This window comes from Spirosoma sp. KNUC1025 (assembly GCF_045160025.1).
Classification (GTDB): Bacteria; Bacteroidota; Bacteroidia; order Cytophagales; family Spirosomataceae; genus Spirosoma.
Genome location: NZ_CP087139.1, coordinates 325,226 through 340,731 on the forward strand (window position 1 = coordinate 325,226; position 15,506 = coordinate 340,731).

Sequence of the window (15,506 nt, forward strand, 5' to 3'; positions counted from 1 at the left end):
CAGGTTGTATTCGTCGTCCTCATCGATAGGCTGGTAATTACTTTGTAAGCTTATAGCGTATTGAAAAAAATGCGCCAGTGCTCATTAGGTTGATATTAAAAAGGCCCACGCCCTTTATCGGAACTTTCATGAATGGCTCTATTTGCCAGGATAATCGTTTACTAAACGCACGTTCGTAGCCAATTGACAGATTTAAATGGCTGAATTTATATCCACCAGTTGTCGTATCAACGCCGTATGTTTTGGGATAAGGCATTGTATGGGATGCGTAATTGTAATCATAGTTTTCCTGCTCCATGATATAACTTGTTGCGCCCCCACTCACAAACCAACGATTTACTAACTGTTTATTTGCATGAGGTTTTAGAATGATGTCATAACGTATGTTGATAGGAATATCGATCATATTGCAAATTCCATCAACATTTATAGGTTTTCCTCCTCCTTTCCATGCTCCAGCAGGTGGAGTGTAATCTTCGGGTAATGCTCGATACACTTTCGTACTTTGAATTACTCCAGCCTGTACACTCCATCGAGACGCCAGTCTGTATTCCAGCACGAGCCCAATGTTTGTACCTGGACGAGATAAGTTCTTTAAGCCAATTGAACTCAAATCAGGAGCCACAACAGCTCGAATACTTAATCCGCGTTCGGGCGCCAACTTCGGCTTAACTTGGCTAACTGTTGTATCTGGCTTAGCCGCTACGTCCCGGCCTACAAACGGCAGCGACTTGGGCCATCTGGCAGGTCGAATTGTCAGTTCAGTTAAGGCTGGCAAGCTTACTGATTCAGCTTCTCTCTTGCAACTGTACGGTCATTTTCAGAAACCTTTACATCACTAACTACCAAAAGCTGATCCTTTCCAGCACGCCGTTTATTAAACGAATTGTTCGGTATTATCGCATAATTTGTAGCTATTAAACCCGAATTATTACGACTTAATTTAACCTTACGTCTGTTCAGCGTTAATTTTTGAGATGCCTTGCTAATTTTATCAAGCCGGTTGCGATCCGCTTTCGTTACGTTCCTGTTGCTGGTTTTTACCAGACGATCAGGTCGTGAAACGCTTGATCGATTGCGTGCCGTCTTGACTTCCTTATACGCATCTTCTGAAGGGTTCGTTGCGACTGCTGGATCAGCAATAGAACTGGTTGCAGATGGCGTTACCGATTTGCTGGATCGATTCGCTGATTTGTTGGGTTTAGCAACCGACGCTATTAAGTCTGCCGGTTGCTTTGTCCCTTCAGCATCGGGTCCTTTTGAGCCGACTGCGGTTGTTCGTACTGGTTCATTTTCAGCCGTTGGGCTTGTTGCAGCCTCTGGCGGTTGTTGTTTACTCCCGTTTATGATACGCTTTGCGGAGGTTGTTGTCCGCGAATCCGATGTTGAAACTACAGGATAAACCCTACGATAAGTATACCAGGCTCCGCCCGTTATCAGTAATACGAGCAAAACAGGTAATCCCCAACGGAGCAGTTTTTTCCATATAACCGCTCCTCCCGTTGTTGTTCGGTCGTTGGCGTCCAGGCGGGTTTTCATATCCCGCCAGGCCACTGGATCGAACGGGGGATCGAACTCTTCAGCCGACTTTCTGAAGAGCCCATCCAATTGATCATCGGTTAGCTCTGACATACTCATCGTAATTTATTTGCTTCAATAACAAGCGCAGATTCTCCCGTGCCCGGGCCAGGTTCGATTTCGACGCACCAATTGAAATGCCGAGCTGACCGGCAATTTCTTCATGCGTAAAACCATCTATTACATACAAGTTAAAAACCATTCGATACGCTGGCGACAATCGCTGAATCAAGGCTAAAAGGTCTTCATGGGCTAGCTGACTAAACGCATCAACTGACTCGGAGACAATTGTTTTTTCGGCCTGCTCAATGTCTTCGTGATAATGATGACGGACTTCCTGCCGGTAATGATCAACAGCCGTATTGATTAGTATACGCCGAAGCCACCCTTTAAACGGTTGAGCCGGATCATACTGGTCCAATCGTGTAAACACTTTCAGAAAGCCATCATTCAACACTTCCAGGGCACCTTCCCGCGTGGGTACGTATCGTAAACAAATGCTCATAGCATATCCGTAGAACTGCCGGTAAAGCAACTCCTGACTTTGCCGTTGGTTGCGCAGACAGCCGGCCAGCAAATCAGTCAAAGCTGGTATGTTCGGAGCGTTGGACAAAGCTTAGGTTATTCGTTTACGTTTACTACTAACGGCAACAGGCAAAAACAACTAACTACTATAAACCTAAAACCGTGAATGCATAAAAACAAATTTATTGATTCGGCGCTGTTGGCGACGTACTATTTACAACAGGCCATACGCCCGGTCGTGGTACGCTCACACCTTTGGTACTTCCTCGCTGTGCCGCATCAGGACCAAAGTAATAGAGCGGCCAGCCTTTATAGGTCAGCTGAGTTTTACCTACGGCTGTAATCGTCGCAAAATCAGCTTTATTCAGCACCGAAGGAATATCCCCAACTGTAACCGATGTTTCGAAGATTGGCCAGGTAGGGTTATTACTCAGATCCGCTTTGGTGTATGTATTCTTGTTGAACTTGTCGGGCGCAAAGGCATACAAGGTGCGGCCAACGCTATCCGTCAAAAATATGGAGTTGCCCGTACCTTCCTTTGTGTCAAATGTATAGCTTTTCCCATCGTTCCCTACTAACTGGCGTGAGGCCAGCATTACGGTATAGTGGGCTTTCGCTACCATCCAGGTACCGCCAACTTTATCGCCCAGCACATCGCCAGCATTCACGTCATTTTTAAAATAATAAAGGGGCCAGCCTTTAAAGGTTGTCTGCTTGGCACCATCTGCCCGGGTAATGGTAGCAAAATCCGAAGCTTTCAAACCGGTTCCAATTGTTGGTGTTTCTTTATAATAAATTGGCCAGTTGGTTAAGCAGGTGCCTGAACAGGTTGCATCGCCAGCCACATCAGGCGCAAAGAAATAAAGCGTTTTGCCACCTTCGCCGGCGATTACACTACCCACAGATGTAGTGGCCAGTGCCAGATCAGGACCTGGCGTTGCCGTATTATCATCTTTCTTACAACTTAGCAGTGCGACGACTAAAAAGGCCGTCGTCAACGCTAAACGACTAACGTAGACGGTAGATTTCATTGTATCAACTGTGTTTTTTAAATGAGAGAATAAGAACAGTTGAACCGGTTCGTCCGTCAATACGGAAGCCATCAAAAAAGGGTTGCGTAACGCTTGAAATAATTTATTAACTTTTTGTTGTCAGCTAAGCAGCTAATCATTCATTATCAGCCCGGCGGTCGGCCCGGATCTCCGGAATCGTATCGGAGTCAATCAGCCCCAGTGATGCTGCATGTTCGGCAGCCGCCACCGTATCAGCCACGAGCAGCATCGGTACGTTGTAGGCTTCTGTGATTCGGATCAGCTCACGAACCGCTTCGTCACGCTGGTCTTCCGATACGTCGCGAATATAGATGGCCCGAATTCGGCCCGGATTCTCTTTTACGACCTGTGCGTATATCTCTGGGTCCTGCTGCCCACTATCGCCAATAAGGACAAAAGGTAACTGCGGGTTTACATCCAGTATTTTCCGAATCATTTCCAGCTTATGGTTATGATGACCTTTTGCCGCCAGCAGATCAGGGCTTAATTTAATATCACGTAGCAAAAGCGGGCCTTTCGGAATACCCTGAATACGAAAAAAATCGACCAGCAGGTCATATAAATTCCAGGGGCTGCTGGACACAAAATAGATTGGGTTAAATAACGTAGTGACGGGCCCGCTCTGTAAAGCGCGATAGAAAGCAGCAATTCCTGCAAAGGGCAGACGTGTATAGGCATTTCCGAGAAACGTGAGCCGGGCAGTCTGAAGCAGATTCGTTGCATCTGTAACCAGAACCGTATCGTCGATATCCGAAATTACCCCGAACTGGCTATAGGGGGGCGATATCATTAAATACCCATTTTTGACGACTGGCTGGGTAGCCATGAGTTGATTCGCATCCAATTCAGTCACCGGCTGCATGACGTTATCCAGAGAGTATTGAACCGGAAACCAGGCCCGACCGGGAGGTAGATCATTCGGCGGATTTATGGTAACGTCAAAGTACCCTTCCTGATCGGTAATGGTTGTATAAGCTTTCCCGAATGCTTCAACACGTACCGTTACCCCCGGCACCTCATCGCTTCTGAAACGCTGATAGGTAGCTAACAGGTTTTGCCAGGTGGTGTCATTATCACTTGGCGTACTAAGGTCTTTTTCCCGCAGAACCCGTCCTTTGAGCCAAACGGCAGTTGGGCTACCAAACCCTCGGTAATAAATAATTTTATAGGGCTTATCCAGGTCAAGGCGGTTAAATAAGCGATTGGTCAGCTTGGAAAAGTGCGCTTCAACATCAGTTGTTACGTTCTGTAAAAAATCTTTCCAGGAGGACATACCGTATTACATTAAGATCTACTGTTATTCACTTACTGTTGTAACGATAGTTGAATCGTCGATCCGGTGCATTGTCACCATTCAAAAAGAACTCAGTTATTGTGTTAAGCTTTTGAATATTATCTGCCCAGTGAAAATCAAATTTAACGTTACCGGTAGACTGACGAATTGAAGCTAAAGGTATACTAAGCTCAAGTTCATTATTCGTATAGTTAAATAAACCTGTTGCTACGTTCGTCCAAGCTTTTTTATTCCACCGACTTATCACTGATTTGTTTCCTTTTACGGTTCGATTTATCAAATAGTCATAGCCTAACCAGCCAGTTTTTGCCGACCGATCAGCGTCAATGAATAGCAGCATCCAGTTCTTGCCAGAGGAAGAGGTAAGTTTTTGAGCCGTTTTAACATAGAAATAAACATTTTTTGAGTCATACGTAACCCTACTTTTAATTATATCGTTTCGGCCTGTTTTATTTATATAGTTAATTTTATTATCAGCACGCGGCCAGTTACGATGAACAACATCGCCTGTCGGGTCAATAAATTCTGGTTTTATAGAATTCCATTCCTCGAATCGACCATCAATAGCAATTATTCGTGGATTACTTACAGGTTCGGGAGCAGGCACGCCCTTAAATCGACGAATATTTGCCACAAGTTGATAATAATAATTGTCGGTGTAACCACCCTTCATAGGATCTATATCCCGGTTAAATTCCTGATTGTATAAATCCTGAAAAAATGTTTCTCCCTGACGCATTTTGTGGCCAGCGAAATATTTGAACACCATACTGCGATCATTGGTATCAGCTACAAATCGCTGCGCTATCCATTCGTTCCAGCCAGTAACAAAAACTACGGCTGGATCAACTTTTAACGCTCGTTTCCATTGTTCATCAAAATGTAAGCCTTCATTAGTGACAGCAGTAACACCATACCGGTTTAAATTCAATTTTCGGCCCGTAACACTGCTTTTCCCCACTGTAAAAACCGGATGACTAGCCACAGCTACGGGAATCTCCTCAGGAACATTCGGATCTGTAGTCCAGCCATAGTTTTGAGGTGTATTATCCAACCATTGCCAATGGTTAGGATGGGTTTTAGCTTCAGTGAATTGCCAACAATATCGCCATGTAAAAAAGTCGCGAATAACTGGATCAGTGATCTCCTCTACTTGTCCCAATATAAGGGGTTTGCCCTGCCACCGAAACCATAAATCAGAGTACCGGTTTTGAGCATAAAACTGTTGATAAACAGACGTTACAGTTTGAACGCCTTTTGCATGTGTAACAAAACAAATGTAAGGAGTTGGAATACCTTGTTTCCGCATACCTCTGGAGATTTCGCAAAGCTTATTTACGATCGGTAAGTACAAGTCGCCATTAGTTGTGTCAAAGAAAAGAATATCAACACCAGCTAATGTTAGTAATTGTAGGTTACGACGTATCACCCAGGGATCATCTGACTTAAAATAACCAATTTCAGGCTCCCCCCACCAATGAAAATAATTCTTTGGCCCGTAGGCTGGATGGATGGAATCCGCTTTGATTATATTTGAAATATTATATAAATTTCTATTTTCTTTATAATAACCGTGCCACAGAAAATAAAAGATGCCTACGTACTTATTAGGCCGATAATTACCTACAGTTTCATGCATAGGCAACACTCTTCCAGCACCATCCGTAGCTGACCAAGTCGCACTTATCGGCGGGAGAATGGGGGAGCCTACGTCTTGACGCTGGTAAGTCAATAAATTAGTCTGACTAGATTCGCCTAAACGTTCAAAAGAGCTAATCAAACTAAATATCAGTACGACATAAATGAAATATCTCATTGCCTTTCAGGAAGATATATAATTAAAAGCGCTTTTTTATTTTCCACTTTTGAACTCTCCTAAGCTTGTGGCATAAAAAGCAAAGGGCTTCGTCCTCTTTTATCTTTCGGTCGTCTACCGTTTAATGGTAACTTTGGACGCTGAAAGTTAAGAACGGTGTGCATAGTGCTGGTTGTTTAACAAACTCCAGTAGACGAATTAGATTTTATAACTAGTAAAAATCATGAACAAAGAAATTGTTTATACCGATCAGGCTCCAGCGCCCATTGGCCCCTACAGTCAGGCCGTTAAAGTCAATGTCGCTTCGCCGGCGGGTATGCTATTCGTATCAGGCCAGGTAGCCATCGAACTGGCTTCACAGGGTGATATTCAGGCTGAAACGCAGAAAGTTATGGAGAATATCGGAGCCATTCTTAAAGCGGCCGGTCTGGATTATTCGAACGTTGTCAAATCGAGCATTTTTGTGAAAGACATGAATAATTTTGCGGCTATCAATGAAGTGTACGGCCGGTTCTTTACGTCCGAACCGCCGGCTCGCGAAACCGTCGAAGTAGCCCGCTTACCCAAAGATGTAAATGTTGAAATTTCAGTAATAGCCGTACAATGATTGAATGATTGAATGACTGAATGATTGACTAAAAAGAGCCCGCTCGCCCTATTCAATCATTCAATCATTCAATCATTCAAAATTCAATCATCATGTCAACTCCTGTTCGCGTTCGTTTTGCACCTAGTCCTACGGGGCCGCTACATATTGGTGGTGTGCGTACGGCGCTTTTTAATTATTTATTTGCCCGTAAAATGGGTGGTCAGATGCTCCTTCGTATTGAAGATACCGACCAGAATCGTTTTGTGCCGGGGGCAGAAGATTACATTTTAGAATCCCTTCGCTGGATCGGTATCGAAATAGACGAAGGTCAGGGTGTGGGCGGTCCCAATGCTCCCTATCGTCAGTCAGAACGGAAAGAGATTTATCAGAAAGAAGCTCAACGTCTGGTTGATGAAGGGAAAGCGTATTATGCTTTTGATACTGCCGAGGAGCTGGACGCTATGCGCAAGCGGCTCGAAGAAGCCAATGCACCAGCGGCTCAGTACAATTCCATTACGCGGATGCAGATGCGGAATTCACTAACCATGAAACCGGAGGACGTACGTGCACGTATCGAAGCAGGGGAGCCGTTTGTGATTCGGCTAAAAACCCCACGTAAGGAAGAAGTTCGTCTGAATGACCTGATTCGGGGTTGGGTTAACGTACATTCATCAGCAATCGACGATAAGATTCTGTTAAAATCCGATGGTTTACCAACGTATCACCTGGCCAACATCGTTGATGACCATCTGATGGGGATTACGCACGTAATTCGTGGTGAAGAATGGTTACCCTCGGCGCCCCTGCATGTGCTGCTATATCGGTACCTGGGCTGGGAAGATACCATGCCTAAGTTTGCCCACCTGCCTCTTTTGCTGAAACCGGAAGGGAATGGCAAACTCAGCAAGCGTGATGCTGATCTGGGTGGTTTTCCAATCTTTCCGCTGCAGTGGACCGACCCCGTTACGGGTCAGGTCGCGCGCGGCTTTCGGGAGGATGGCTACCTGCCCGAAGCAACCGTCAATTTTCTGGCGTTGCTGGGCTGGAATCCCGGTACTGAACAGGAACTTTTCACGATGGAGGAGTTGATCGCTACGTTCGACATCGCTCAGGTTCACAAAGCCGGAGCACGGTTCGATATTCAGAAGGCGCAGTGGTTCAATCATCAGTACATCCGCCTGCGTCCCGACGCGGAATTGGCTCCCGACGTGCAGCAGCAGGCCGAAGCCGCAGGGTTTACGTGTTCGCTGGAAAAAGCCGAAAAAATTGTTGCATTGCTTAAAGGCCGCGTAAATTTTGCCCGTGAAATTTTCACCGAAGCCGGTACGATCTTTAACGCACCAACGACTTATGACGAAGCCGTAGCGGCTGCCAAATGGAATGCAGATGCCGTAAAAGCGGTGACGGTATTCCGCGATGCGCTGCAGGCTTTTTCGGGCGACTTTGTTGCTGATGCTATCAAACATACGCTGGCCGATGCTACGCAGCAGGCCGGAATCAAGCAGGGCAAAATCATGCAGGCCATGCGATTGGCCCTTACGGGTTCAGGAGCTGGGCCCGATTTGATGCTAACCCTGGAAATCATCGGTAAAGACGAAACGATTGCCCGGCTGGAAAAAGCATTAACTACGTTGACAACAGTAATTAGTTAGACTATTTTTAAACCTATAAAGCCTCTTGGGCTTTATAGGTTTATGCTGGTTTCTAAACGCAGACGACTATGGCTAAGAAAAAGACAAACTCCGACGAAAATGATAAGCCACGCGTTCATAAGGAACTCGAAGGTTTTGATATTCAAATCAACTCGTTTGGCGAAATAACGACGAGTTTTGATATTGATCGAATCAATCAATTTCTGAATAAGACAGTCGACGATAAGAAATTACGTCATCGCACCGACTTAAATCTGAAAGGAGAGCCTGGACCTGATGAATTAGCCGACGAGTCGGAAGAGGATGAGCATCTGTTCGACGAAACCGACAACGACCTGCCCGACGATATCAATCAACGATAAAAGCCCGACCAGTCGAAATGCCCGGTCGGGCTTTTTTTGTGCCGTTTGTACGAAAAAAACTGGCTGAATCGAAGAGAATATGTAGTTTTCGCTTACTAATAACTAAACAACTGACATCTAACGACTCTCAGTATGTATTCGCACGAAATCGATTACAAAATTATTGGGGAAGACATCCAGATCGTTGAAATTGAACTGGACCCGAACGAAACCGTTATCGCCGAAGCCGGTTCCATGCTCTTCATGGAAGATGGCATTACGTTCGAAACCAAAATGGGCGATGGTTCACAACCTGATCAGGGCTTTCTGGGTAAACTACTCCAGGCAGGTTCACGTATGATTATGGGCGAATCGTTATTTATGACGCATTTCACCAACCGGGGTGTTGGCAAGCGGAAAGTAGCTTTCTCAGCGCCTTACCCGGGTACGGTTATGCCTGTCAACCTCGCCAATATATATGGTAATACGCTTATTGTTCAGAAAGATGCGTTCTTATGTGCAGCTCTGGGCACTAAACTGAGCATTCAATTTAATCAGCGGCTGGGCGCCGGCTTCTTCGGTGGCGAAGGCTTTATTCTGGAAAAAGTACAGGGCGATGGCATGGCCTTTATCCATGCCGGGGGCGTTGTGATTGAACGGACGCTGAACAACGAAACCCTGCGCGTAGATACGGGTTGCGTCGTTGGATTTGAGCCTAGCATTAACTTTGATGTACAACGGGCGGGCGGACTACGGAGTATGGTATTCGGCGGAGAAGGCCTGTTCCTCGCTACGTTACGGGGCTCCGGTAAAGTATGGATTCAGTCGATGCCAATCTCCAAACTTGTTCAGCGACTCTCGCCAGGTAGCGCTCAATCGCACAAAGAAAGCGGCTCCGTACTGGGGCAGTTAGGCAATCTGTTCGAAGATTAACGAAAGCAGCCTAATTGTTACGTTAGTCCGTATACAGGTCACCGACTTGCCATACGTGGTTTTATGCCACGTATGGCAAGTCGGTGATCGATAAAATTTATATTCGCTGTTGAGGTAAGTAAAACGTCACGGAACAGATACGGATGTCATTTATAGCGCAAAAGTTTAGCGCTTTACGCTAGGATAAATTAATCACCTCAGCCTCAATCCGGTTATTGGCGGCTATAGCCTTGGCAAAGGGAGAGTGACCTTTTGGAGCCATCAGGTAAAGCTGACCGCCATGCAGCGTTGCCAATTGATAAAGTAGTTTTAGTTTCGATACCAGATAATCTACATCGTTGGTCTTAAGAATCACTTCAAAATACGATTTGCTGTCAAACTGCTTTCCGGTAACGTCTGGAACGAACGATTGGCCATCCTGCTGACGGCCGTAGGCAATTGGTTTCTGATACCCTTCCGCGTTGGCTTTTATATCAAGAAAACCCCGCACACTGGCCCAGTGCGCTACTTGTTCAACATACGCTTGTTTGGTCATAATTAATCTCATTTAGTGAATTAAACATAGCTACAGAGCAGAGCTATTCAAGTTGGGAAGCGACTTTTCCGCTTCTGTAATGGCCCGTCGAATATGACGGTTTAGGTAAATCCGTTGGTCATCGACAAAGAAGGCAAGTTCATCATCAAAATCAGCGGTAAAAAAATAGCCATTTGCAAAATACCCCGTACCCCGGTCGAAGTATCGGTTCAGGTGGTTATCCGACAATTGGCCTGGCTGGTCAGCAGGTAGATTAGGAAGGCGCTCATGCATCCACTCCACTAGGGAAGTGATATCCTGTATTTTGCCATTGACCCCAACATTATCCATAAAACCAACTCGTTTGTCCAGCTGATCCGCCTGATGCAATACGTCATTAAGGAGCGTGATTAACTCGCTGAATACGGGCCGCCACGACGTAATTTCCGACGAGTCATGTTTAAATAATGGCGAGTCCATCAACGCATGTATACGGGCTAGGTTCACCTTTATCTGATTACTGGTCTGTACCATATTTAGTTAGATTTTGACGATTCATAGGGATAGACCTCATAGACCATAGCCGAAGAAGTTCCATCAGTAAACTGAAAGGTTCTCAGTAAGTGAAGAATCCCCTCATTGTAATCGGTTGGTACATTGTTGAAAGACACATAAAATTGCCGATACTCAATTTCGTTATCCTGCTCAGCTTTAAAGCGCAAACTCACTTCATATCCGTTTACGTCACTATCATACAGCATCGCGTTTTTCGGCAAGGAAACCTCATTAAAACCAGAAAACAGGATAATCGTGATCAGTAAGTCGGTATTCATGAAAAGTCGCTAAGCGATTTTATAATTCGTTGAAGTGGTTACGTAGCAAGAATCAGCGGGAGACAAACAGGATACAGTAAGCTGGTAGACAAGCAGTTAGGCAGTAGTTTCCATGAACGCCTTAGTTTAGCGACAGTAAATAATACCGAGCCTCCATAAAGGCCCGCATCAAATGCCGGTAGAAAAAGACACGGTCCCGACCGATAAAGAACGCCATCTCATTATCGTATTCGCAGGCAAATAATAAGCCATTGGAAAAATGACCGGCACCGGCACCATAAAAATGGTTAAGATTGGGAGAGAGAATAGTCAAATTCAATTGAGAAGGCATACTGCTCCGAACGATGTAGGCCGACCGACGCATGGAATCGAGCAGGCTCGTGATGTCTTGCCCTTCATCGTCAATATTCACATCCTGCGTAAAATCAATTCGCTTGCCCGCTAAGGAAGCCTGTCTAACCAAATCACTTATCGCACAGATTACATGAATCCACTGAGTCTGACTTTGGCTTGTAAAGGGAGCCGCTGGCTCAAAATCTTCTGATTGTAACAGACGTGTAGTAAGAGCAAGGCGCTCCGTAAGTTGCTGCTTTGTCCAGGCGGCATCCGGGTAGTCAATCATGATCTCCAGGGCATTTGACTGCCGGTTAGCAAGCTGGCGACAAGGTCGTATAAGTTATAACGAGTTTACAGCTAAAAAGATTACGAGTTATGACGATATATTTATTTAGGCCTAAGTATTTCAGATACAACCAGTTAATCAGCTATAATTCTGATACAGCTGTACAATATCATTAATTCTGTTAGAGTAAGCGGCTTAAATGGCTCCTGTAAGTGAACTTTGTTTCGGCAAGGCCAGCAGTGCCTGTTAAGGGAGCGGCACTCACCGGGTCAGCCGTGCAGGCCAGCGGAATATGGCCTTCTGCAGCCAACATCCCCGAAGTAGGATCGAGACCAATCCAGCCAGCGCCAGGTATGTATACCTCAGCCCAGGCGTGCAAGGCTAATGAATCCTCTACTGATTCAGACGATCCATTTTCTACACTTGTTTCGACTTTCAGTTGAGCCAGATATCCCGACACAAACCGGGCAGCCAGGCCCAGCTGACGTAGCAGTTGCACCAACAGCCAGGCCAAATCCCGACAGGAACCTATCGCTCGCTGTAACGTCTCGTCGGGCGTTTGAACACCAGGCTGTAATCGCTCGCGGTAAGCAATTGCCTGGCAAACCTGTTGATTCAGACGAATTAAAAAATCGACTGTTCCCAACTTCGTCTGGAAATCAATCTGTTTAAGCCACTGCGCCAGATACGGGCCTAACTCAGATTTCTCAAGGTATAGCGCCAGCTCTTTTTTGAGAATCGTCTCGTAATCGAAAGGAAACGACTCCGCATACGTATCAATGAAGAAATCAAAAGGATTGACTGGTTCCAGACTGGCAACAAGCTGAACATCAATCGTCATCGACTGGATGGCCCCCGAAAAATCGACTCGTGCAATAAAATTACCAAATGGGTCCTGCTGCCAGTGCAGTACGTGGTTTTCTGGCTTAACCGTCAGCGAATAGGATTCTATAGTGGCTCGACTATGAGCAGCTGGTTTGAGCCGAATTAACTGGGGCGACAGATATACCATCCGATCATAATCGTATTGCGTATAATGTTCAAGAGCGACGCGGATGGCCATAACGTAGTAAAGGTGAGTAATGATTGATTAGACTTTTTCAAAAACCAGTCGGTAGTGTTCCATCGTTTCCTGCTGGAAACACACCCGATTAGGACTAACCCGAAATACGGCAATCAGGTCCTGAAAAGCTTTATTAGTTAATAATTTAGGCAATAGCGATGCATAGAGCCAGTACTTCTGCAAATTGAAAGCCCGGAAACGTTTCCGCCATTGCCCAATGGTTTCAATATAATCCAGCCGTCCACTGCTTTGTGAAACCAGTTTGAAGTAGGGCTCTGCATTCCGGATGACCTGCTCAGGACCATAAGGTAACCACGAACCCGGAAACTGGGCAATCATCAGTGCCAATGCATAGGAGGGTGAATCTTTTGGCGCCTGCAGGCTGATTTGCTCGAAAGGAATCATGTTTTTGCCAAACACCATCGTCTGCATATAATACCGGCCGCCCGTAGGCAGCAAATCGTTCAGATTACTGAAAAAGTCCGCATAAACGTTATCCTGTTCGCCCGCCAGGTATTGCTCAACCGAGCAGAAATGCTCCATACCGCCAATGCAGCTAACAGCATCGAAGGTACCATAATCAGCGGGGGTAATCTGGCGGCAGTCTTTAATATCTACCGTCAGGCCGTTTTCCCGGCAGGCTTCGGCCTGACCACTGGATAGGGTTACCCCACGCGCATCGGCCCCACGTTCTTTAACGTATTGTAGAAAAGGACCCCAGCCGCAGCCCATATCGAGCAATTTCGTTCCAGCACCCACGCGAAGGCTATCGGCAATAAACTTATGCTTCTGACGCTGCGCCTGTTCGAGTGTTAACGAAAAATCACCGTTGTACATCGCTCCGCTGTAATCGCCGGTTTGACCCATGCTTAAGCGAAAGATTTTGTCGATAGTCGTGTAGGTAAAATCCAGATCTTGTTGTGAGGCCATAGGATTGATGTATGGGTTAAATGGGAAATACTAAACCAAATAGGTAATAATCAAATTGGTGCAGCTATCAACCAGCTCAGGCAACGCGGCCGAGGGTTTGTAGAAGGCGAAAATGGGAGTAAAGGGCCGAGCCAAAACTTCGATTCTCCAGATAAGGCAGTCCGTATTCGCTGGCGGTACGTTTAACAATGGCCGTAATGGCTGGATAATGGATGTGGCAGACTTTAGGAAACAGATGATGCTCAATCTGTCGGTTTAGTCCACCGCAAATGAAGGCTGCCAGCGCCGAGCGAGGGGCAAAGTTGGCGGTTGTATAGAGCTGATGAATAGCCCAGGCCTCCTGTATGTTTCCCTGCTCATCGGGCAAAGGGAACGTAGTGCCTTCTACGGCGTGAGCCAACTGAAAGACTAAACCAAGTACCAACCCTTCGGCCAGGTGCATAACAATGAATCCGATCAGTATCTGCCACCAGGTCAGGCTCAGAACCACAAACGGTAAAACCAGAAAGAAAACGTAGTAAAGAACTTTTGAGAAGAACAGATTAACATATTCTTTTCGGGGATGCGTCGACGTTTCGTGTTGCCCAATCCGACTCTTGAAGAATTTGACATAATCCTTACGGAATACCCACGACAAAGAGGCCAGTGCATACAGCGGAAAAGTATACCATTGCTGATAGCGGTGCCAGGGACGTAGTGTGTCCTGGCGGTCCAGTCTGACCAAGCCCGGTGCTACCTCAATATCTTCATCATGACCGGGAATATTGGTATAGGTATGGTGAACAATATTATGTGTGATCTTCCAGACGTAGGGATTCGCTCCCAGCAGATAAAAACTACCTCCCAACAGCCGGTTGACCCAGCCATAGCGAGAAAAAGCGCCATGCAGCGCGTCGTGAGAAACATTGAAACCAATGCAGGCCGCAAATACACCCAACAAAATAGCTAGCCCCAGCATAGTCCAGACACCAAATAGACCGGACAAAATCAACCCGTAAAGGAGTCCGTAACCGATCAGAAAAAAGAGCGCCTTCGCCCACATAGCGCCATTGGCATGGGGCGATATGGCCTTTTCTATAAAATAAGCATCGACCCGCTGGCGAACTGTACTAAAAAATGGAGATCGCGCGGTATTCGTGAATTTAAGTTTGGTTGACATCTAAAAATAGTTAAATAAACAGTTGGCCTATTTGCTGTATTTGCCGCAGCATGGGCAGCGCTAACAGGCCCTTTTCGGTAAGAGTATACTCCACGCGAGGTGGAATTTCGGAATACATAACCCGCTTCAGGACGCCCAACGTAACGAGTGTTTTTAACTCGCCAGCAAGAACTTTTTCGCTGACGCCGGGCAAAAGATCGTTTAATTGGCTATAACGAAGGGTTTTTTCACCTAAGACCAGAATGATATACAGCCGCCATTTGCCACAGATTACAGACAGAGCATGGCTGATTAAAAGCGGATCGGGCTCAGAAGAGCGTTCATGAAAGGCACTCGTAGTCATGGCTTGTAGGCGTTTGCTGAACCGAGTCAGGGATAAGCCCAAGCCGAAGCAGTAGTGATCTGATTACTCAGAGAATTAAAAGTCTACGCTGGAATTACAAGCCAAAAGCAGACAAGTGAATTGTAAAAAACGATCTTGTCAATGAAATGAGGTTAGATGTGTTCAATAGACGTGCGAGTAAAAAGACGTGATTTTTTCTGATTAAAATGGGAGGATTAGTAGGCTTGAATAAGCCGGAAGCTACGAAGAAATATGAGAAATA

At 45.9% G+C, this 15,506-nt stretch carries 18 protein-coding genes; 4 read left to right on the plus strand and 14 right to left on the minus strand.

Going from position 1 to position 15,506, the window contains the following annotated elements; all coding sequences use genetic code 11:
- Positions 1 to 37: 37 nt before the first annotated feature.
- The 6 genes from LN737_RS01470 to LN737_RS01495 form a co-directional block, all read right to left on the minus strand.
- The gene (locus LN737_RS01470; protein ID WP_405515586.1) at positions 38 to 778 is read right to left on the minus strand and encodes a hypothetical protein; all 741 of its coding nucleotides are present in this window, start codon (positions 776 to 778) and stop codon (positions 38 to 40) included.
- 2 nt (positions 779 to 780) lie between these two features.
- Complete coding sequence (locus LN737_RS01475) at positions 781 to 1,632, minus strand: hypothetical protein (RefSeq protein ID WP_405515588.1); 852 nt, start codon at positions 1,630 to 1,632, stop codon at positions 781 to 783.
- Positions 1,613 to 2,191, minus strand: a complete 579-nt coding sequence (locus LN737_RS01480) for an RNA polymerase sigma factor (protein WP_405515590.1) — start codon at positions 2,189 to 2,191, stop codon at positions 1,613 to 1,615. Before LN737_RS01480 ends, LN737_RS01475 begins: the two co-directional genes overlap by 20 nt.
- Before the next feature lie 94 nt (positions 2,192 to 2,285).
- On the minus strand, positions 2,286 to 3,134 hold the full coding sequence (locus tag LN737_RS01485; protein WP_405515592.1) for a hypothetical protein: 849 nt from the start codon (positions 3,132 to 3,134) through the stop codon (positions 2,286 to 2,288).
- A 136-nt stretch (positions 3,135 to 3,270) separates the two neighbouring features.
- Complete coding sequence (locus LN737_RS01490) at positions 3,271 to 4,428, minus strand: App1 family protein (protein ID WP_405515594.1); 1,158 nt, start codon at positions 4,426 to 4,428, stop codon at positions 3,271 to 3,273.
- Positions 4,429 to 4,456: 28 nt separating this feature from the next.
- Complete coding sequence (locus tag LN737_RS01495) at positions 4,457 to 6,265, minus strand: hypothetical protein (RefSeq protein WP_405515595.1); 1,809 nt, start codon at positions 6,263 to 6,265, stop codon at positions 4,457 to 4,459.
- A gap of 223 nt (positions 6,266 to 6,488) precedes the next feature.
- On the opposite strand from LN737_RS01495, the gene LN737_RS01500 reads away from it, so the two are divergent.
- From LN737_RS01500 to LN737_RS01515, 4 genes are all read left to right on the plus strand, one after another.
- Entirely contained in the window at positions 6,489 to 6,872 is a 384-nt protein-coding gene (locus LN737_RS01500) for a Rid family detoxifying hydrolase (RefSeq protein ID WP_405515597.1), read from the plus strand.
- A 92-nt stretch (positions 6,873 to 6,964) separates the two neighbouring features.
- Positions 6,965 to 8,506: a glutamate--tRNA ligase gene (gltX, locus tag LN737_RS01505; RefSeq protein WP_405515599.1), complete on the plus strand. Its 1,542-nt coding sequence runs from the start codon at positions 6,965 to 6,967 to the stop codon at positions 8,504 to 8,506.
- A gap of 68 nt (positions 8,507 to 8,574) precedes the next feature.
- Positions 8,575 to 8,868, plus strand: a complete 294-nt coding sequence (locus tag LN737_RS01510) for a hypothetical protein (protein ID WP_405515601.1) — start codon at positions 8,575 to 8,577, stop codon at positions 8,866 to 8,868.
- A 132-nt stretch (positions 8,869 to 9,000) separates the two neighbouring features.
- The gene (locus LN737_RS01515; protein ID WP_405515603.1) at positions 9,001 to 9,780 is read left to right on the plus strand and encodes a TIGR00266 family protein; all 780 of its coding nucleotides are present in this window, start codon (positions 9,001 to 9,003) and stop codon (positions 9,778 to 9,780) included.
- A gap of 178 nt (positions 9,781 to 9,958) precedes the next feature.
- On the opposite strand, the gene LN737_RS01520 is transcribed toward LN737_RS01515, so the two are convergent.
- From LN737_RS01520 to LN737_RS01555, 8 genes are all read right to left on the minus strand, one after another.
- Complete coding sequence (locus LN737_RS01520) at positions 9,959 to 10,315, minus strand: hypothetical protein (protein ID WP_405515605.1); 357 nt, start codon at positions 10,313 to 10,315, stop codon at positions 9,959 to 9,961.
- Positions 10,316 to 10,345: 30 nt separating this feature from the next.
- Entirely contained in the window at positions 10,346 to 10,828 is a 483-nt protein-coding gene (locus LN737_RS01525) for a hypothetical protein (protein WP_405515606.1), read from the minus strand.
- A gap of 2 nt (positions 10,829 to 10,830) precedes the next feature.
- Positions 10,831 to 11,127: a hypothetical protein gene (locus LN737_RS01530; protein ID WP_405515608.1), complete on the minus strand. Its 297-nt coding sequence runs from the start codon at positions 11,125 to 11,127 to the stop codon at positions 10,831 to 10,833.
- Between the two features lie 121 nt (positions 11,128 to 11,248).
- Positions 11,249 to 11,749: a hypothetical protein gene (locus LN737_RS01535; protein WP_405515610.1), complete on the minus strand. Its 501-nt coding sequence runs from the start codon at positions 11,747 to 11,749 to the stop codon at positions 11,249 to 11,251.
- Positions 11,750 to 11,930: 181 nt separating this feature from the next.
- Positions 11,931 to 12,812: a transglutaminase family protein gene (locus LN737_RS01540; protein WP_405515612.1), complete on the minus strand. Its 882-nt coding sequence runs from the start codon at positions 12,810 to 12,812 to the stop codon at positions 11,931 to 11,933.
- Positions 12,813 to 12,839: 27 nt separating this feature from the next.
- Entirely contained in the window at positions 12,840 to 13,742 is a 903-nt protein-coding gene (locus LN737_RS01545) for a cyclopropane-fatty-acyl-phospholipid synthase family protein (RefSeq protein WP_405515614.1), read from the minus strand.
- 76 nt (positions 13,743 to 13,818) lie between these two features.
- Complete coding sequence (locus LN737_RS01550) at positions 13,819 to 14,901, minus strand: acyl-CoA desaturase (RefSeq protein WP_405515616.1); 1,083 nt, start codon at positions 14,899 to 14,901, stop codon at positions 13,819 to 13,821.
- A 10-nt stretch (positions 14,902 to 14,911) separates the two neighbouring features.
- A complete protein-coding gene (locus LN737_RS01555) occupies positions 14,912 to 15,244 on the minus strand; it encodes a helix-turn-helix domain-containing protein (protein ID WP_405515617.1) in 333 nt (110 codons plus the stop codon).
- Positions 15,245 to 15,506: the final 262 nt, after the last annotated feature.